Genomic DNA, 16655 nt, shown 5'->3' with positions numbered 1-16655 from the left:
TCGGTCGGCGGGCGCTTTCCTTCCCTCACCCCGGAACGAGGAGGACCGCGCATGGACGACGGCCAGAACCCCCGTCACGACGAGTTCCGCAAGACCCTCCGCACCCGCCACGGCGTGATCATCGCGCTCGCCAACATCAGCCCCACCGTCTCCATCGGCATCGGACTCGGCTTCCTCGCCGCCGTCGCCGGGACCTCGCTCCCCGCCGCCTTCCTGCTGGCGGCGCTGCCGATCCTCGCCGTGTCCGGCGGCTACGCCCGCCTCGCCGCCCGCGACCCCAACTGCGGCACCGCGTACGTCTGGGTCCGCCGCGCCCTCGGTCCGTGGACCGGCTACCTCACCGGCTGGACCTCGGTCGCCACCAACATCATGTTCCTCTCCTACGCAGGCCAGCTGACCGGCCAGTTCACCCTCGAACTCGCCCATGAGACAGGACTGTTCAGCACACAGTCGACACTCGCGGTCACGCTCACCGGTCTGCTGTGGACCGGTCTGATCGTGATCGGCGCGTTGCGCGGTGTGAAGGACGCGACCGCCGTGCAGTCGGTGCTGCTCGGCCTGTCCGCGGTGGTCGTCCTGGCGGTCGTCGTCACCGCCTTCGTACGTGGGGACGCCGCTCCGGTGCAGGTGTCCTGGTTCTCGCCGTTCGCCTTCCGCGACACGCTCACCCTGCTCAGCGCCACGGTGCTCGCCGCGTACATGTTCTGGGGCTGGGAGAGCGCCTTCAGCGTGGTCGAGGAGAACGCCGAGCCGCGGTCCTCGGGCCGGGCCGGCCTGATCGCGATCGTGGTCACGCTGGTGCTGTTCCTGATCGGCGCGGCCGGCTTCCTGCACGCGCTCACCCCCGGGCAGCTCACCGACCCGCTCGCCGGGATCACCGAACTCTCCCGCACCTTCTACGGAACCGGCGGCGCGATCGCCGCAATCGCCGCGATGCTCGCCGCCACCGTCGCCTGCATGCAGTCCTCGGTGATTGCCGGGTCCCGGCTCACCCTGGCGATGGGCCGCGACGGAGTGCTCGGCCCCAGCTGGGCCCGGCTGCACCCGTCCCGCCGGACCCCGGTCACCTCCACCCTGCGCACCGCCGGGCTCGCGGTCGCGCTCTCCGTGGCCGGGCTCGCCGTCGGTGAACTCTCCGAGGTCGTGCTCGCGGTCGTGAACTCGGTCGGCATCCTGGTGTCGTTGATGTACGGCATCGGGGGCTGGGCGTGCGTGATCACCTTCCGGCACGAGCTGCGTGGCGGACGCCTGCGCGACACCCTCACCGTGGGCGTACTGCCCGCGCTCGGCGGGACGGCGCTGCTCCTCCTCGGCGGTCTGGTCGCGTACCTGCAGTGGACCTCCGTCGACCACATGGCCTTCGACCCGGAGAACGGGCGCTTCCTCACCGCCCTCCCGCTCGGCACCGTGCTCCTCGGCGTCCCTGCCGCCTTCTGGACCCGCTACCGCCGCAAGACCGCCTACTTCACCCGGCCCGCGCCCCCGCTCGCACCCGCACCCGCACCCGAATCCACAGCCGCACCCATGTCGGCTTCCACCTCCACTGGAGTCTCCGCGTGAGCACCGCCCCTGACCTCGTCCTCCTCAACGGCACCGTCTGGACCGCCGGACCGGCCCGCGCCCGGGCCTCGGCGCTCGCGGTCACCGGTGACCGGATCACCGCCGTCGGCAGCGACCGCGAGATCCGTGAACTGGCCGGGCCCCGTACCGAAGTCGTCGATCTGGAGGGGCGGTTCGCGCTCCCCGGGTTCACCGACGCGCATGTGCACCCGGTGATCGCGGGCATCGGGATGCTCGGCTGCGACCTGTCCGGTGCGCGGGACGTGAACGCGTACCGCAGGATCGTCCGCGCGTACGCGGCCGCGCATCCGGAAGAGGAGTGGATCGTCGGCAGCGGCTGGTCGTTCGACGCCTTCCCGGGCGGGCTGCCGCCGCGCGGGCTGCTGGACGAGCTGGTGCCTGACCGGCCCGCGTACTTCCCGGTGCGGGACGGGCACTCCGCGTGGGCCAACGCCCGCGCGCTCGCCCTCGCCGGCGTCGACCGCAACACCCCGGACCCGGCCGACGGCCGTATCGAACGCGGCCCGGACGGCGAGCCGACCGGTGTGCTGCACGAGGGCGCCATGGGCCTGGTCGGCGACCGCACCCCGCCGGTCACCGCCGCCCGGGCCCGCGCCGGACTCCTCGCCGCCCAGGCGCACCTCCACTCCCTCGGCATCACCGGCTGGCAGGACGCTCTGGTCGGCGCGTACGGCGGCTACCCCGACCCGCTCGACACCTACCTCGCCGCCGACGCCGACGGCTCGCTCACCGCACGCGTCCGCGGCGCCCTCTGGTGGGACCGCGAGGCCGGCCTGGAACAGATCGAGTCGCTGCTCGCGCGGCGGGCGAACGCCGCCGCGCAGGGCGGGCGGAGGTTCACCGCGGGCAGCGTGAAGATCATGCAGGACGGGGTGGTGGAGAACTTCTCCGCCGCCATGCTGGAGCCCTACCTGGACTCCTGTGGCTGCCCCGGCGACAACCGCGGGCTGTCCATGGTCGACCCGGCACTGCTCCGCGAGGCCGCGGTCCGCCTGGACGCCGAAGGGTTCCAGATCCACTTCCACGCCCTCGGCGACCGCGCCGTCCGCGAGGCCCTGGACTCCCTGGAGGCCGCCGTCGCCGCCAACGGCCACACCGGCAACCGGCACCACCTGGCCCACCTCCAGGTCGTCCACCCCGACGACATCCCGCGCTTTCGCACCCTGCGCGCCACCGCCAACATCCAACCGCTGTGGGCCGCCCACGAACCCGCCATGGACGACCTCACACTGCCCTTCCTGGGCACGGAGCGCGGCGCCCTCCAGTACCCCTTCGGCGCACTCCACGCCGCGGGCGCGATGCTCGCGGCCGGCAGCGACTGGTTCGTGTCCAGCCCCGACCCGATGCACGGCATCCACGTCGCCGTGAACCGCCAGGTATGGCCGGAGGAGTTGGGGGAGCCCGACCCGCGTCCCCCGTTCCTGCCGCACCAGCGCCTCACCCTCACCGACGCGCTCGCCGCGTACACGGCAGGTTCTGCCTGGGTGAACCACCAGGACGAGGCCGGCGTCCTCGCCCCCGGGCGGCTCGCGGACATCGCGGTCCTGGACCGGGACCCGTTCGCCGTCGACCCGCGGGAGCTGCACGGCATCCGGTGCGTGCGGACGCACGTGGGCGGCGCCCTGGTGCATGTCGCGGACTAGGGTCCGTCTTCGAAGATCATCCGCTCGTGGATCTGGTGGGTGATACGACGCCACCAACTCACTGACGGGGAGTGGAGTTGCTCGCTCCGTTGATACCGCGGGGCCGGGTCAAGCCGGCCCCGCAGGGAGGACCGGACGATACGGTGTTGTTCGAAGATCACACTCGGGCCATGGATCGGGTGGGCCACGCGGTCTGACGCCGCTCCGGCCGACGTCCAGCGGCAGCGCGACGGCCGTGCCCCCCCCCTCTTTCTCGATTGCCGCCACTGCGTCCAGGCCACCTTGCCGCCGCCCGACTCCCGGCAGCAGGCACCAGGGACCGGACGCCCGCCCGAGCGAGGCTGGTCGAAACGCCCGGCGGCTCCACCGCGACCGGCTCTCCCCCTGATCGACCCGTGATCGGTAGTCGAGAACGATAGAAATGTTCTATGCGTGAATTTTTGGGGCGAAACAGGCATGGATCGTCGAAGTCGCCCGGGAGTGATCATGCGTCCGGCCGGTGGAGCGCGCGGAGGTTGCTGCGGCGCCTGCGTTCCCTGCTGAGTGTGCGCAGCCTCGCCGGCCAGGTGTTCCTCCTGCAACTGGCGGTCGTGGTGCTGGTCGTCGCCGCCGCGCTGGTGGCCCTCGTCGTACAGGCGCGGCGCGACAGCATGGCGGACGCCCGGCAGCGGACGCTCACCGCGGCCCAGACCTTCGCGAACTCACCAGGGCTCCTCACGGCATTGGAGAGTCCCGACCCCTCGGCGTCGCTGCAGCCGAGCGCCGAGGCGGTCCGCAGGGCCGCCGGCGTCGACGCCATCATCGTGTACCGGCCGGACGGGATCGTCCTCACCCACAGCGACCCGAACCAGATCGGGAAGCACGTCATCGGCCCCTACGCGGAAGCGGCGGAAGGAAAAGCGTTCACCAGCACCTTCCAGGGGGCCCTGGGGCTCTCCGTCATCTCGGCCGTCCCCGTCGAGGACACCGGCGGCTCGGTCGTCGCCATCGTCTCGTCCGTCGTCACGGTGGGGAACGTGCAGGACAGGGTGAACCAGCAACTGCCTGTTCTGTTCGGGGTCACGGCCGGGTCACTCGCCCTCGCCGCGGGCGGGTCGGCACTGGTGAGCCGTCGGCTCCAGCGGCAGACCCACGGCCTGGGCCCGGCCGAGATGACCCGGATGTACGAGCATCACGACGCGGTCCTCCACGCCGTACGGGAAGGAGTACTGATCATCGGGCGCGACGGCCGGCTTCTGCTGGCCAACGACGAGGCCCGCCGCCTGCTGGACCTGCCGGAGGACGCCGAACACGGCCATGTGAGCGCGCTGGGGCTGAACACCGACCTCGCCGAACTGCTCACATCCGATCGGCCGGCCACCGACGAGGTGCACCTGGCGGCTGACCGGCTCCTCGCCGTGAACAAGCGGTTCACCACCCCCCAGGGAGCGGCGAGCACGGTGGTGACGCTGCGGGACACCACCGAGCTGCAGGCCCTCTCCGGCAGGGCCGAGACCGCCCGCGAGCGGCTGCAACTGCTCTACGACGCCGGAGTGCGGATCGGGACCACCCTGGATGTCACACACACCGCCCAGGAACTCGCGGAGGTCGCGGTCCCCCGCTTCGCCGACGTCGTCACCGTCGAGCTCCTGGACCCGGTCCTGCACGGCGAGGAGCCCTCCGGCGCGAGCACCGAGATGCGCCGCACCGCCGTCGTCGGCCTGGAGGGGGACCATCTCCTCTACCCGGCCGGCAAGCTGATCCGCTTCGTCGCGGCCCACCCCACGGCCGCGGGCGCGGCCGAGGGCCGAGCGGTGCTGGTGGAGGACCTGAGTACCTCCGAGGGATGGCGGGCCCAGGACCCCGACCGGGCCCGCCGGATCCTGGACCACGGCATCCACTCCCTGATCGTGGTCCCGCTGCGCGCCCGGGGGGTGGTGCTCGGAACGGCCCACTACTGGCGGACGAGCGGCTCTCCGACGTTCGAGGAGGAGGACGTGTCCTTCGCCGAGGAGCTGGCCGCCCGGGCAGCGGTGTGCATCGACAACGCCCGCCGCTACACCCGCGAGCACACCATGGCCGTCACGCTGCAGCGCAGTCTGCTGCCCAGCCGGGTGCCCGAGCAGACAGCGCTGGAGGTGGCCTACCGCTATCTGCCCGCCCGGGCAGGGGTGGGCGGGGACTGGTTCGACGTCATCCCGCTGTCCGGTGCCCGGGTCGCGCTGGTCGTCGGAGACGTCGTGGGCCACGGCCTGCACGCTGCGGCCACCATGGGCCGACTACGCACAGCCGTGCACAACTTCTCGGTCCTGGACGTCCCGCCGGAGGAACTGCTGGGCCGCGTGGACGAGCTGGTGGCCCAGATCGACAGCGACGAGGCCGCCGACGACGGGGAAGGTCAGGGGATCACCGGCGCGACCTGTCTGTACGCCGTCTACGATCCCGCCTCCGGGCAGTTGGCGGTCGCCACCGCCGGCCATCCCGGTCCGGCGGTGGTCCGCCCCGACGGGACGGTGGACTTCCCCCACCTGCCGGTCTCCCCGCCGCTGGGCCTCGGCGCCGGACTGCCCGGCGAGAGCGCCGAGCTGACCGTGCCCGAGGGGTCCCGGCTGGTGCTCTACACCGACGGGCTGATCGAGGACCGGGGCCGAGACCTGGACGTCGGCCTGGCGGCCCTGCGCGACGCGCTGACCGGGCCCGACCGCTCCCCGGAGGCCACCTGCGCCGCGGTCGTCGACGTCATGATGCCCGACCGGCCCCGGGACGACATCGCGCTGCTGGTGGCCCGCACACTCCGGCTCGACCCCACCCGGATCGCCGAATGGCAGGTGCCCCGTGACCCGGCGGCGGTCGCCCCGGTCCGTGCTGCCTGCGTCCGCCGGCTCCGGGAATGGGGCCTCGGGCAGATCGACTTCGCCGCCGAACTCGTCCTCAGCGAGCTGATCACCAACGCCATCCACTACGGCGCCGAGCCCATCACCGTCCGGCTCCTCCACGACCGGACACTGGTCTGCGACGTCTCCGACGGCAGCAGCACCTCGCCACGACTGCGACGGGCCAAGGTCACCGACGAGGGCGGCCGCGGACTCTTCCTGGTGGCCCAGTTCGCCGAACGCTGGGGCACCCGCTACACGCCCACCGGCAAGGTCATCTGGGCCGAACTGTCCCTCCACGGCGGTGCCGGCCCGTCGGTGGAAGGACTCGCCGAGCTCCTGCTCGACGAGCAGGAGCCGCTTTCCGGCGAAGGCCGGGAGCAGGACGGCACGGCAGGGCGAGGGACATCGTGAAGTCGCTGTACGACCGGCCACCCGGCACGCCCACGGGCCGGGCCACGGCTTCCGGCCCGCCGCAGCACGCGCCCCCGACCCGACTGCTTCTGGACGTGCCTCGGCCGTCGCACCCCGCCGCGGGGCGCCACCCGTTGCGGCTCGTCGCAGGACCGCTCGGCGCCACCGCTCATCACCCCCGGGACGCGCCACATCCTGCGAAAGCCGGACCTCCGTCGGCGACAACCGTCCGTTCCCGACCCCGCTCGTTCCTGAACCCACGCGTCCTGGAGCAATCGTGACTGCACCTCGTGTCCGAGCAACGGCCGTCGCAGGCTGCCTCACCCTCCTGGTCCTGAGCGGCTGCACCGAGACGCCGAAGGCCGCGCCCGTGAAGCCGTCGGTGGCCAGCTCCGCAGAGGAGGCAGGGGGCATGGGGGCGCTGATCGCCGCGGCGAAGGACGAAGGCGCGCTCAACGCGATCGCGCTTCCGCGCGACTGGGCCAACTACGGAGGTCTGATCGACGGCTTCGAGAAGAAGTACGGGATCAAGGTCACGGTCGGCGATCCCCAGGGCTCCAGCCAGGACGAGATCGACGCCATCAAGAAGAGCGGGAAGCGCGCCAACGCCCCCGACGTCATCGATGTGGGGGACACGTTCGCGCGGACAGCGGCCCGGCAGAACCTGCTTGCGCCGTACAGGGTCGCCGCGTACGACTCGATCCCGGACAACCAGAAGGACGGCGAAGCCCGCTGGACCAACAACTACGGCGGCTACATCTCCATCGGCTGCGACGCCAACCGCGTCAAGCCCTGCCCCCGGATCTTCGCCGATCTGCTGGATCCCCGCTACAAGGGCAAGGTCTCGCTCGACGGAGATCCCACCCGTTCCAACACCGCCTTCGCCGGCGTGTACGCGGCCGCCCTCGCGAACGGGGGGTCGTTCGACGACATCCGCCCCGGCCTCGACTTCTTCGCCGAACTCAACGAACGAGGCAACTTCAACCCCGTCGAGTCCACCTCGACCGCGGTCGAGACCGGCAGGACCCCCATCAGCATCGACTGGGACTACGTCAACCTCGACTACGCGGAACGGTTCCGCAGCAAGGGCGGTGACTGGCAGGTCGCGATCCCCTTCGACGGCAGCTTCGCCCAGTACTACGCCCTGGCCGTCAACAGGAACGCCCCGCACCCGGCGGCGGCCCGCCTGTGGCAGGAGTACCTCTTCAGTGCGGCGGGCCAGAACCTCCGGCTCAAGGGCTTCGCCCGCCCGGTGCTGATGGAGACCATGCGCGAGGACGGCACCCTCGACGAGGCCGCCGCGGCAATACTGCCGACGGTAGAGGGGGAGCCCCAGTTCCCCACGGACGCGCAACTGGAGAAGGCGAGGGTGACGGTCGACCGGGGCTGGGCAAAGGCAACGGGGGGCTGAACACGTCGTGTGGGATGTCCTCCGCCTGAACAGCCGAAGTCCACGACGTACAGCAGGCGCACGGCGCGGGCATCCCTGCCCGGCAGCACGACGAACTGAACCCGCAGATGCACGTAAAAAGGTCCCGTTGCCGCAGAGTGTGCGGTGAACCCAACCCTCCTGCGGTCTCAGCCCGGCTGGTCGGACCTACACCAACCTGTGCCACAGCAGGTATTCACCGTCCCTGACAGTCGCCCCGGCTCAGGTGAGAAGGGGCTCGCCACTCACGACCGTGAGGCGGTCCCGCACCTGGCTTCGTCGGCCTCTCGCGTGCGCGCGTCGATCGAGGTGCTCCGGTCGTAAGGGTCGACCTCGGGTCCGCCTCCCGAGCCCTTGGTCGCGCGTTCGGCAGCGAACTCGGGGGTGAGGTAACCGGTGAAGGTGTCGCAGCCGCCGTTGGTCATGTCCACCTTGTAGGAGACGACGGAGAACGTGCCCGGCGCGACGACCACCTTCGCCGGGTGGTCCCAGCTCATCACGACCTCGCGGCGCACGATGGTGCGCGCGACTTCGTCGCTTCCGGCGGCAGCGCGTACGACTGGATATACATATGTGACATCGGTGGTCACCTCGAGCGCACCACGCTTACCTTCCCGGTACGTGATCCGTCCCCGGGTCTTGACCACGCTCCCGACGAGCCGCACTTTCGTTTTTGCGAACCGGCTGAACAGCAGCAGAGGATCGTTCTCCCGACTGGGCGCGCGGAACGCGGTTGCCAGGTAGTCCTGGACATCCTGCTGATGCGGATTGATCAACGCGATCGCCTTCCTCGGCCGCTCCCCCCGTAGCACGCCAGGATCCAGATTGGAGTCGACCAGGAAGCCCCGGGTCTGCTCGAGCGCATGCGCAACCTGCTCCTTGCTCATCCAACCGGTCGCCTGTGCCGCAGGCAGGCGGATCCCTGCCGTGCCGTCGCCCCATCGCGCCGCGGGTGATCCCCTGAACGGCTCGTCCACTGTGGGCAGTTGGGCTGACCCCGCAGTTTCCGGCGGCTGATCCGGACGTTCCGACTCCGCCGCGAGCGGCGCGATCTCGCCGCCTCCGAACCATCCAACCACCCGCCCCGGATCCACTGCCACGACCAGCAAACCGAGCGCAATCAGCAGACCGACCACGTACCGGCCCTTGCCCCGTGACCGCAGGGCCGGTTGGTGAGTCCGCCACCCCTCTGGCCGATTTGACTCATCCCGCAGCCGCCGCGCCACCATCCGGGCTTGCGCCGACGGCTCCTCGGGCGCGTCGTGCGTGCCGGCCTCGGCCTCCCGTAGAAAGCGCTCCCACTCCTCGTCCGGTATGGCCGCCCCACCCTTACCCACGAACGCTCCCGGTCCTTCCCACGCATCCGCGGCCCCCTCCCAAGAGGCCAGGTCCCTGTCCCATGCATGATCACACAGCTCAGTCGCAGCCATCCGCGAAGCCAATTCCGCAAATGACCAGCAACGGAACCCTGCTGGCTCAGAAGCTGCTGTCTCGTCGACACACCATTCGGTGTTGCCGCACTACCAGCCGATGGTGAACGGCACTGCCTCTGGCACCACGGCCGACGCAGTTGCTCCGCCACGGCCACCATCAACTGCCGCGTCCGAGGAAGACCGGCGAGGAACGGATCGTTCGGCATCGAGGAGCACGGCCTTGATGAGGGCTTCCACGGATTGACCGGCGGTGGCGGCGGCGCGCTGCACTTGGCCGTGCTCGTCGGGCGTCAACTACAGCAACGCAAGGAACGAGGCGTGCGCGGGTTCCATGGCGGTACGGAACCAGCGTCAGGAACGCGAGCGGGGTCTACTGCCTCGTCTCCGGGCGCTCACAACCGCCAGGTGGTCGCGGAGCAGAACCGCGGTGCGGCACCCTGGGCGACGGCAGCGGAAGGGTTCTCGTGGCCGGTCAGCCCACTGGGGCGGTATGGGGAGGAGAACCTCCGTCGTCGATCGGTTCTCGTATGGCCACTACCAGTTGAACTGGCTCGGCCAGCAGGACGTCGCAGTAGGCCTGGAACCAGCACCGGGTGGCGTGAAGGTCCTCGAGAAGGTCCCCTGCGTGCATGGCCTCCTTGTGGTTGCAGTCGTAGCAGAGCAGGCCTTCTCCGAACTACGGGTTCAGCCTGCTTGGTTTGCGGTGGGGCGAACGAGGCCGCCTTTCGCGCAGCGCCGTCGAGGGCTATGGTCCGGGTGCAGCGAGTGACCCACGAGGAGCTGAGACATGGTCGGTCGTCCGAGCGCGCGTTGACGTTGTAGGCCGTGACCGGCCTGTCATCGCGTGCTGCCCTTGATGTTGCGGCATAGCGAGCCTTCCCCTGCCTGAACCGTCGGTGCACCTGGTGTGCGCCGGGTGGCGGGCCTCGTTCGGCAATCCAAGGGATCCCCGTGCCGTCCGCTTCCTCCGCTGTATCCGATTCCGGTCGACCTGTTCCGTCAAGCCTGTGGCGGGACGCCGACTTCCGCAGACTCTGGATGGGCCAGACAGCCTCCCAACTCGGTGAACACGCACATCTGGTGATGCTGCCGCTCTTCGCGGTCTTGACGCTCAACGCCAGTGCCGGCCAGCTGGGCGTGCTTCGCGCGGTGGGGCAAGCGCCGATCCTGTTGCTCTCGCTCTTCGTCGGCGCGTGGGTGGACAGGTGGCGGACCCGTACGACGATGGTGCTCTCGGACGTCGGTCGGGCCCTGGTCCTGGGCACCGCCGCCATGGCCAGCCTCTTCGGCCGGCTCGGACTGCCCGCGCTGCTTGCGCTCGCCTTCGCCGTCGGGACCCTGTCCGTGTTCTTCGACGTGGCATACCAGGCGTCTCTCGTGCGACTGGTGGAACGCGACCAACTGGTGCGAGGCAACAGCGCGCTCGAGGGCAGCCGGTCCGCGGCGCGGATCGGCGGTCCCGCTCTCGGAGGTGCGTTGGTGTCCCTGCTGTCGGCGCCGATTGCTGCCGCCTCCAACGCGCTGCTTTTCGCGCTGTCGTGCGTGTCGATCCGGCGGATCCGCCGAGCCGAATCGATCCCGGAACGCGCGGAACATCCCCCTCGGGTCTGGCAGCGGATTCATGAGGGCCTGCGTTTCGTCGCCGGCGATACCGCGCTTCGGACCGTGTGCCTGGCCTCGGCCGTCTTCCAGTTCTCCTTCGCGGCCATGATGACCGTCTATCTACTCTTCCTGCCGCGGGAACTGCACCTGTCGGGCACCGTCGTAGGGCCTGCACTCGCGGCGGCGGGACCGGGCGCGCTTCTGGGCTCGCTGCTGGCCGCCCGCCTGTCGAGGCGGTTCGGCCATGGCGTGGTGCTCGTGTGCGCGGCGGCACTCGGCGACGGCGTGTTCCTGTGTGTGCCCGCGCTTCACGTCTCCTCTGCGGTGACGGTTCCCGCGCTCCTTGCGGTCAGCTTCGTGTTCGGGCTCTGCGGCCAGTTGGTGAATGTCGCGGTCATGACCGTCCGGCAGGCCCTCACTCCGGACGGGATGCAGGGCCGCGCGGCCGCGACGATCACGTTTGTCGGCATGGGGTCGACCCCGCTCGGTTCTCTGCTCGGCGGATTCCTCGCGGAGGAGTGGGGGCTGCGCACCAGCCTCCTGGTGACGGCCGCAGGCATGATGCTGTCCCCAGCGGTGATGGCTTTGTCCCCGCTATCACGCCTGGGACGGGAGCTTCCGGCCTCGCACGACGCGCCGCCGACGGCGGCCGCTCACCCTGAAGCCCACGAGATGGCCCTCCGCGACACTGATGCGGCTCATGACGCGGCCACTGAAACCGGTTCATGACAAGAGGCCAGGGCTACCAGACCGTCCGGCAACCTGGCCGAAGGCCGACAGGCCCAGGTGGGTGACTGGGGGCTTCAACCTCGCCGAGCCGGCCCTCGCGCTGAACTTCGGCGACCCGATCGATCAGGTTGTCGCGAATCTCGGTCAGCCGGTCTCGCTGCGACAGCTCGGGCCCGAGGAGCGAGCATCGGACGCACGCCCAACCGAAATGATCTCGACTGGCAGTGCAGCGCGCGCCGCGCTCTCGCTCCTCGCTAAGAGTGACGGAGGGGATTTCGTCGCCGACACCCTCGGGAGTGTCGGCGCGAGAGCCCGGACGAAGGAGTCCACGGAGGTGCGTGAGCGCGCATTGTCTGCGGCATGAGCGGATGTTCGCGACGATCGCCGCGGGATTCGTGCTCGTGGACACCGAGGGGTGGTTATGGATCAGGACCGTTGGCGCGCCGCGGGACGGCGACCCTCGTGATGGCGAACTGCACCAGTCGACTCGCGAAGGTGCCACGTTCGCGGCCACTCAGCGGCCACTCAGTCGAGACAGAACTCGTTGCCCTCGACGTCCTGCATCACGAGGCACGACTCGTTGTAGCCATCGGCAGTCAGTAGTCGCACGCGTACCGCGCCGAGCGCGACCAGTCGTGCGCACTCGGCCTCAAGTGCGGCCAGGCGCTCTTCACCCACGAGCCCGATGCCGACCCGCACGTCAAGATGCAGCCGATTCTTGACGACCTTGCCTTCGGGAACGCGCTGGAAGAACAAGCGCGGGCCCACACCTGAGGGATCGATGCAGGCGAACGCTGAACCCTGACGCTCAGGCGGCAGTGCGCGATCGAAGTCGTCCCAAGTAGCAAACCCCTCCGGTGGCGGCGGTACGACGTAACCCAACACCTCGCACCAGAAACGAGCGACGCGCTCAGGTTTTGCGCAGTCGAAGGTGACTTGGATCTGCTTGATCGACGCCATCGGTCCATCATAGAGGCGGGGTCTTGCGTCGTCTCCACGGTCCCGCCCGTGGCCAGTACTCCAGCCGTAGATCGCGATCTTCATGCCTGAGTGGCTTGTCGCTGGTAGTGGCTGGCCTGGGAGTCGGCGACGTGCCGACCGCAGGCCGTCCGGTGCGGTGTGGCTTGATGGCGCCTCTGTGTGTCGAGCGGCCTGAGCGAGGTGGGCCCATTGCTCGCGTTTCATGATCCGGTAGACCGCGTTGGACAGGCGGCGTTTGAGGGCCCTGCGGCCTCCGCGGGCGTTTGCCTTCCGCGATCTTTCGCAGGTATTAGTCCAGTCCGCGTCCGCCATCGCGGATCTGGTAGACGGCGATGACGTGCAGCACGGAGTTCAGTGCCCGGTTGCCGCCGGTGCTTCGGTCATCGGTCACCCTGTCGACGAGGGGCACTGTCCATACATGCCGCGGTGGGCGCGACGGAAGTGGCTGGAGTCGGCGAACTGCCAGCGTGCCGCGACGTCGGCGACGGTGTACGGGCTGCCTGGACGGTCGAGTTCGCGGCGGGCGCCTTCGAGGCGGCGGCGTCGCACATAGGCCATGACGGTCTCGCCGTCGGCGAAGGCACGATGGAGGGTGCGGACGGAGACGTTCAGCGCCCGGGCGATGGTGGCCGGAGCCAGGTCCGGGTCCCTCAGCCGGCTGTCGGCGTATGCGGTGGCCATGGCCCGCACTGACTGTGGCGGGACCGCAATGGGTGCGTGTGTCCGGATGAGACCGGTCAGCAGCACGGCCATCGCCTCGCCGGCCGCATGCGTTGCCTCCGGGCCGAGCTGCTCCGCGAGGGACCAGGCGGCGTCGAGATGGGAGAGAAGCAGCCGGGACTCCGGGGCCGTGGCGGGGGCGACGGTCAGGGCCGGCAGCCGGGTTCGGTACAGATGCTCGAGCAGGCCGGCCCTGGGCAGGATGAGCACCCTGCAGTCGGTGGGTGCCGTGTACGCGAACTGCCAGGAGGTGTGCAGATCGCGGATGCAGAGAGTGCCGGGGCCCAGGTCGGCACCCGTCCACAACCTCCCGGGACAGAACAGCTAGGCGGTGACGCGAGCTGCGTCGGCGAGATGGGCCGACAGGAGCTGTCCGGCTCGGGGACGTTTCGGCTCAACAGGACATGGCGCGACTTCTTGTACGCCGCAAATGGGTGAACAGGGCCCGGCGGGCGGCTCAGGAGGCGACGGCCGAGGCCATGCGCAGCGGTGCGAGCGCGGCGCTCCAGGCGATGACCTGGTCGAGCATCGTGTTCAGGGCGGACACGCTGTGGTCGCTGGGCTTGAAGACGCTGAAGTTCTCGAATTCGGTGAACATCGACAGGGCGACCTGCTGGCGTACGTCGGCCATCTGGAGCTCGGCAACGACGAGACGCAGGTGCTCGACGGCCCGCACCCCGCCGACCCCGCCGTAGGACACGAAGCCGACCGCCTTGTTGTTCCACTCGGCGAAGAGGAAGTCGATGGCGTTCTTCAGCGAGCCGGGGATGCCGTGGTTGTACTCCGGTGTCACGATGACGAACCCGTCGAACGACGCGATCTTGGCCGCCCATTGCCTGGTGTGCTCGTGTTGGTACTGGCCGAACGACGGCGGCAGTGGCTCGTCGAGGTGCGGCAGGGGGTGGTCGCGGAGGTCGATGAGCTCGAACGTGGCGTCGTTGCGGCGCGAGGCGATGTCGAGCACCCACTTCGCCACCTGTTCGCCGTTGCGGTTGGGGCGGGTGCTGCCGAGGATGATGCCGATCTTGAGCATGACCGTTGCCCTTCTCATCTGCGGCGCTTCGTCGCGGAAGTGCGTTGTCCGATAGATCGCATGCTGCGCAGATGATCTGTCCAACAATGGGCGAGTGGGTATCATTCCGGTTATGAGCACCGAGACACCGACCACGCCGGTCGCCGACGGTGTCGACTTCGCGGGGGGACTTCGCGGGGGGACTTCGGTCTCTCCCTCCTCGTCCTGATGCGCGCGTACCGGACCGTCGTCGCGTCGGTCCTCGATGACGTCCCGCAGGGCGCCCGCGGCTACCGGACGCTCACCGTCGTCGTCCGAGGTGACCAGCAGAATCAGCTCGCCCCGGCCACGTACCTGGGGATCGACCGCACGGTGATGACCTACCTGATCGACGACCTCGTCACGGCCGGCCTGGTCGAGCGCCGACTCACCCCTGCCGATCGGCGCCGGCGCAAGATCGTCGCCACCGCCCGCGGCGTGGACGGATACCACGGGTCACCGGGAGCGCCGGGCCGGCCAATTCCGTCCCAGCGGCGGCCCGCCGCGTGCGGGACCGAGTGATCTGAATCAGCAGTGAGGTCAAAGGGAACAGGGAAGATCACGCCGCCCACTGGAACGAACCATCAAGGAACCCTGATTCAGGTCACTGGATGGTCGGCTGGGGCGTCGATCGGGGAGGGATCTGCCATGGCCTGACGAACCGTCGCGGCCTGCGCGTTCAAGGTTTCTTCAAAGAACTCTGAAGGCGGTCCGAGCACGGTGGTCGTGTTCGGGCAACCGGCCCTGACGGGAAGGGAGTAACCCATGCGCATCCGGATCGGGACGATCTCCGATCGCCTGCTGAACGCGGTGGCGCCGAAGCAGACCGCCTCGGCGATCAGCTGCTGGCAGTTCGAGGCCTGCTACCAGAACAACTGCTCCAGCAACCGCGACATGCTGTACGAGGTCGACCCCTGCAACGACCGTCAGCGGTGGACCTGCGTCAACAGCTGCTGAGGCCGTACGGGGAGACAGGGAGACGGGGTGGCTGCGGGCGTCATGCGGGCGCCCCGTCGTCCGGCCAGGAGGGGTGCGGACACGTGGAACACATCGGTGAAGGCGGCCGGATTCTGTTGGGCCTTGTCTTCCTCTGCTCGGTCGTCGGCAAGGTGCGGCCGTCCTCGTTCCGGGGGTTCCGGGGCGCGGTGCGCCGCATGCTTCCGGAGACGGCTCCGTCGGCCCTTCCGGGAGTGCTCGCCTCGGTGGTCGCCTCGGCGCTCGGGCATGCGCGGCGTGGTGCGACGGCCGTGGCCGCCGGCGTGCTGGTCGGCGAGGCGGCGGTCGTCGTCGCACTGGCCGTTCCGGCGACGGCGAGGGCGGGGTTCGTACTGGCCGCGGTGTTGTTGACGGCGTTCACCGTCGGGTTGGCCGGAGTGTTGCGCTGGGGGACGCGCACATCCTGCCACTGCTTCGGCACGACGGCCGGCATGATCGCGCCCCGGCACGTCGTGCGCAACGTGTTGCTCATCGCCACGGCATTCGCCGGGGCGACGGCATCGCACGGCGGGGGAACCGCGCCGACCGCGGGGCTGATGCTGACCGCGGGCGTTGCGGTCGTCCTCGCCTTCGTCACCGTGGCTCTGGACGATCTCGTCGGTCTGTTCGCGCCCGCAGGCCACACCTCCGAACGCGACGGGGCGCCCCGATGACTTCGCGGGCGGCAGCGCCGAGGGTCGGGTTCGGGAGCGCGCTTCGGCTCGGCTTCGGGATCGCGCTCGTCGGGGGCGGGGCCGCGGTCGCCGTGGCCGCAGTGGCCGCAGTGGCCGCAGTGGCCGCAGTGGCCGCAGTGGCCGGGATACGCCGCCGGTACGTGGTGGTGACGGTGGAGGGCTCCAGCATGGCCCCCAGCCTCGCTTCCGGCGACCGGGTACTCGTCCGCCGTACGGGTCCGGCCGGCATTCGGACGGGCCGCATCGTGGTGACGAGACCGCCCGCAGACGAACGCTGGGCCCGCGGGCGCCGCGCCGGATGGCTGGTCAAGCGCGTCGCGGCGGCGGCGGGGGAACCGGTGCCCCGGGGCGTGGTCCCGGCACTGTGCACCCGCCCCGAGGAGCACGTGCCCGAAGGCCGGGTCGTGCTCCTCGGCGACAACCCCCCGGAAAGCCTCGACTCCCGCTTCTGGGGCTACTTCCGCGCCGATCACGTCGTCGGCGTCGTCGTCCGCCGATTCCCCTCCGACCTCCGCTGACGCGGCGACCGCCCGCCGCTACCGCTACTCGC

13 protein-coding genes are annotated in these 16655 nt (G+C 70.1%); 9 read left to right on the top strand and 4 right to left on the bottom strand.

What is annotated here, in order from left to right; translation table 11 throughout:
• Window positions 1–51: 51 nt before the first annotated feature.
• From ACFU5O_RS06300 to ACFU5O_RS06285, 4 genes are all read left to right on the top strand, one after another.
• Window positions 52–1560, top strand: a complete 1509-nt coding sequence (locus ACFU5O_RS06300; RefSeq protein WP_384237041.1) for an APC family permease — start codon at window positions 52–54, stop codon at window positions 1558–1560.
• Entirely contained in the window at window positions 1557–3224 is a 1668-nt protein-coding gene (locus ACFU5O_RS06295; RefSeq protein WP_384237038.1) for an amidohydrolase, read from the top strand. Before ACFU5O_RS06300 ends, ACFU5O_RS06295 begins: the two co-directional genes overlap by 4 nt.
• A gap of 428 nt (window positions 3225–3652) precedes the next feature.
• On the top strand, window positions 3653–6490 hold the full coding sequence (locus tag ACFU5O_RS06290) for a SpoIIE family protein phosphatase (RefSeq protein WP_384237036.1): 2838 nt from the start codon (window positions 3653–3655) through the stop codon (window positions 6488–6490).
• 277 nt (window positions 6491–6767) lie between these two features.
• Window positions 6768–7901, top strand: coding sequence for an ABC transporter substrate-binding protein (locus ACFU5O_RS06285; protein WP_384237034.1), 1134 nt, complete (start codon window positions 6768–6770; stop codon window positions 7899–7901).
• 263 nt (window positions 7902–8164) lie between these two features.
• Here the strand turns inward: ACFU5O_RS06285 and ACFU5O_RS06280 are convergent, their stop codons facing one another.
• Window positions 8165–9256 carry a hypothetical protein gene (locus tag ACFU5O_RS06280; protein ID WP_384237032.1) on the bottom strand — a complete coding sequence of 364 codons (1092 nt, stop codon included), beginning with the start codon at window positions 9254–9256 and terminating at the stop codon, window positions 8165–8167.
• Window positions 9257–10303: 1047 nt separating this feature from the next.
• Between ACFU5O_RS06280 and ACFU5O_RS06275 the strand changes: the two genes are divergently transcribed.
• Entirely contained in the window at window positions 10304–11683 is a 1380-nt protein-coding gene (locus ACFU5O_RS06275) for an MFS transporter (RefSeq protein WP_384237030.1), read from the top strand.
• A 525-nt stretch (window positions 11684–12208) separates the two neighbouring features.
• Here ACFU5O_RS06275 and ACFU5O_RS06270 read toward each other — a convergent pair.
• The 3 genes from ACFU5O_RS06270 to ACFU5O_RS06260 all read right to left on the bottom strand — a co-directional run bounded on the left by ACFU5O_RS06270 (window position 12209) and on the right by ACFU5O_RS06260 (window position 14417).
• Window positions 12209–12643 carry a VOC family protein gene (locus tag ACFU5O_RS06270; protein ID WP_384237028.1) on the bottom strand — a complete coding sequence of 145 codons (435 nt, stop codon included), beginning with the start codon at window positions 12641–12643 and terminating at the stop codon, window positions 12209–12211.
• Between the two features lie 408 nt (window positions 12644–13051).
• Window positions 13052–13690 carry a helix-turn-helix domain-containing protein gene (locus ACFU5O_RS06265; protein WP_384237026.1) on the bottom strand — a complete coding sequence of 213 codons (639 nt, stop codon included), beginning with the start codon at window positions 13688–13690 and terminating at the stop codon, window positions 13052–13054.
• Window positions 13691–13841: 151 nt separating this feature from the next.
• Window positions 13842–14417 carry an NADPH-dependent FMN reductase gene (locus ACFU5O_RS06260; protein ID WP_384237766.1) on the bottom strand — a complete coding sequence of 192 codons (576 nt, stop codon included), beginning with the start codon at window positions 14415–14417 and terminating at the stop codon, window positions 13842–13844.
• Between the two features lie 207 nt (window positions 14418–14624).
• Here ACFU5O_RS06260 and ACFU5O_RS06255 point away from each other — a divergent pair, with 207 nt between their 5' ends.
• The 4 genes from ACFU5O_RS06255 (at window position 14625) to ACFU5O_RS06240 (ending at window position 16623) form a co-directional block, all read left to right on the top strand.
• A complete protein-coding gene (locus ACFU5O_RS06255; RefSeq protein WP_384237023.1) occupies window positions 14625–14957 on the top strand; it encodes a MarR family winged helix-turn-helix transcriptional regulator in 333 nt (110 codons plus the stop codon).
• 243 nt (window positions 14958–15200) lie between these two features.
• Complete coding sequence (locus ACFU5O_RS06250) at window positions 15201–15392, top strand: hypothetical protein (RefSeq protein WP_384237021.1); 192 nt, start codon at window positions 15201–15203, stop codon at window positions 15390–15392.
• A gap of 83 nt (window positions 15393–15475) precedes the next feature.
• Window positions 15476–16084: a MauE/DoxX family redox-associated membrane protein gene (locus tag ACFU5O_RS06245; protein WP_384237019.1), complete on the top strand. Its 609-nt coding sequence runs from the start codon at window positions 15476–15478 to the stop codon at window positions 16082–16084.
• Window positions 16081–16623 (top strand): S26 family signal peptidase, encoded by a 543-nt coding sequence (locus ACFU5O_RS06240; protein ID WP_384237017.1) that lies wholly within the window; start codon window positions 16081–16083, stop codon window positions 16621–16623. The genes ACFU5O_RS06245 and ACFU5O_RS06240 overlap by 4 nt, the downstream gene beginning before the upstream one ends.
• Window positions 16624–16655: the final 32 nt, after the last annotated feature.

It is taken from the genome of Streptomyces sp. NPDC057445, from assembly GCF_042802855.1.
In the GTDB taxonomy this organism is placed as follows: Bacteria; Actinomycetota; Actinomycetes; order Streptomycetales; family Streptomycetaceae; genus Streptomyces.
This window is presented reverse-complemented; position numbering and strand designations above follow the sequence as displayed.

Coding starts and splice junctions, on each gene's coding strand:
- ACFU5O_RS06300 (WP_384237041.1), top strand. CDS start 52: ATGGACGACGGCCAGAACCCCCGTCACGACGAGTTCCGCAAGACCCTC.
- ACFU5O_RS06290 (WP_384237036.1), top strand. CDS start 3,653: ATGCGTGAATTTTTGGGGCGAAACAGGCATGGATCGTCGAAGTCGCCC.
- ACFU5O_RS06270 (WP_384237028.1), bottom strand. CDS start 12,643: ATGGCGTCGATCAAGCAGATCCAAGTCACCTTCGACTGCGCAAAACCT.
- ACFU5O_RS06260 (WP_384237766.1), bottom strand. CDS start 14,417: ATGCTCAAGATCGGCATCATCCTCGGCAGCACCCGCCCCAACCGCAAC.
- ACFU5O_RS06255 (WP_384237023.1), top strand. CDS start 14,625: ATGCGCGCGTACCGGACCGTCGTCGCGTCGGTCCTCGATGACGTCCCG.
- ACFU5O_RS06250 (WP_384237021.1), top strand. CDS start 15,201: ATGCGCATCCGGATCGGGACGATCTCCGATCGCCTGCTGAACGCGGTG.
- ACFU5O_RS06240 (WP_384237017.1), top strand. CDS start 16,081: ATGACTTCGCGGGCGGCAGCGCCGAGGGTCGGGTTCGGGAGCGCGCTT.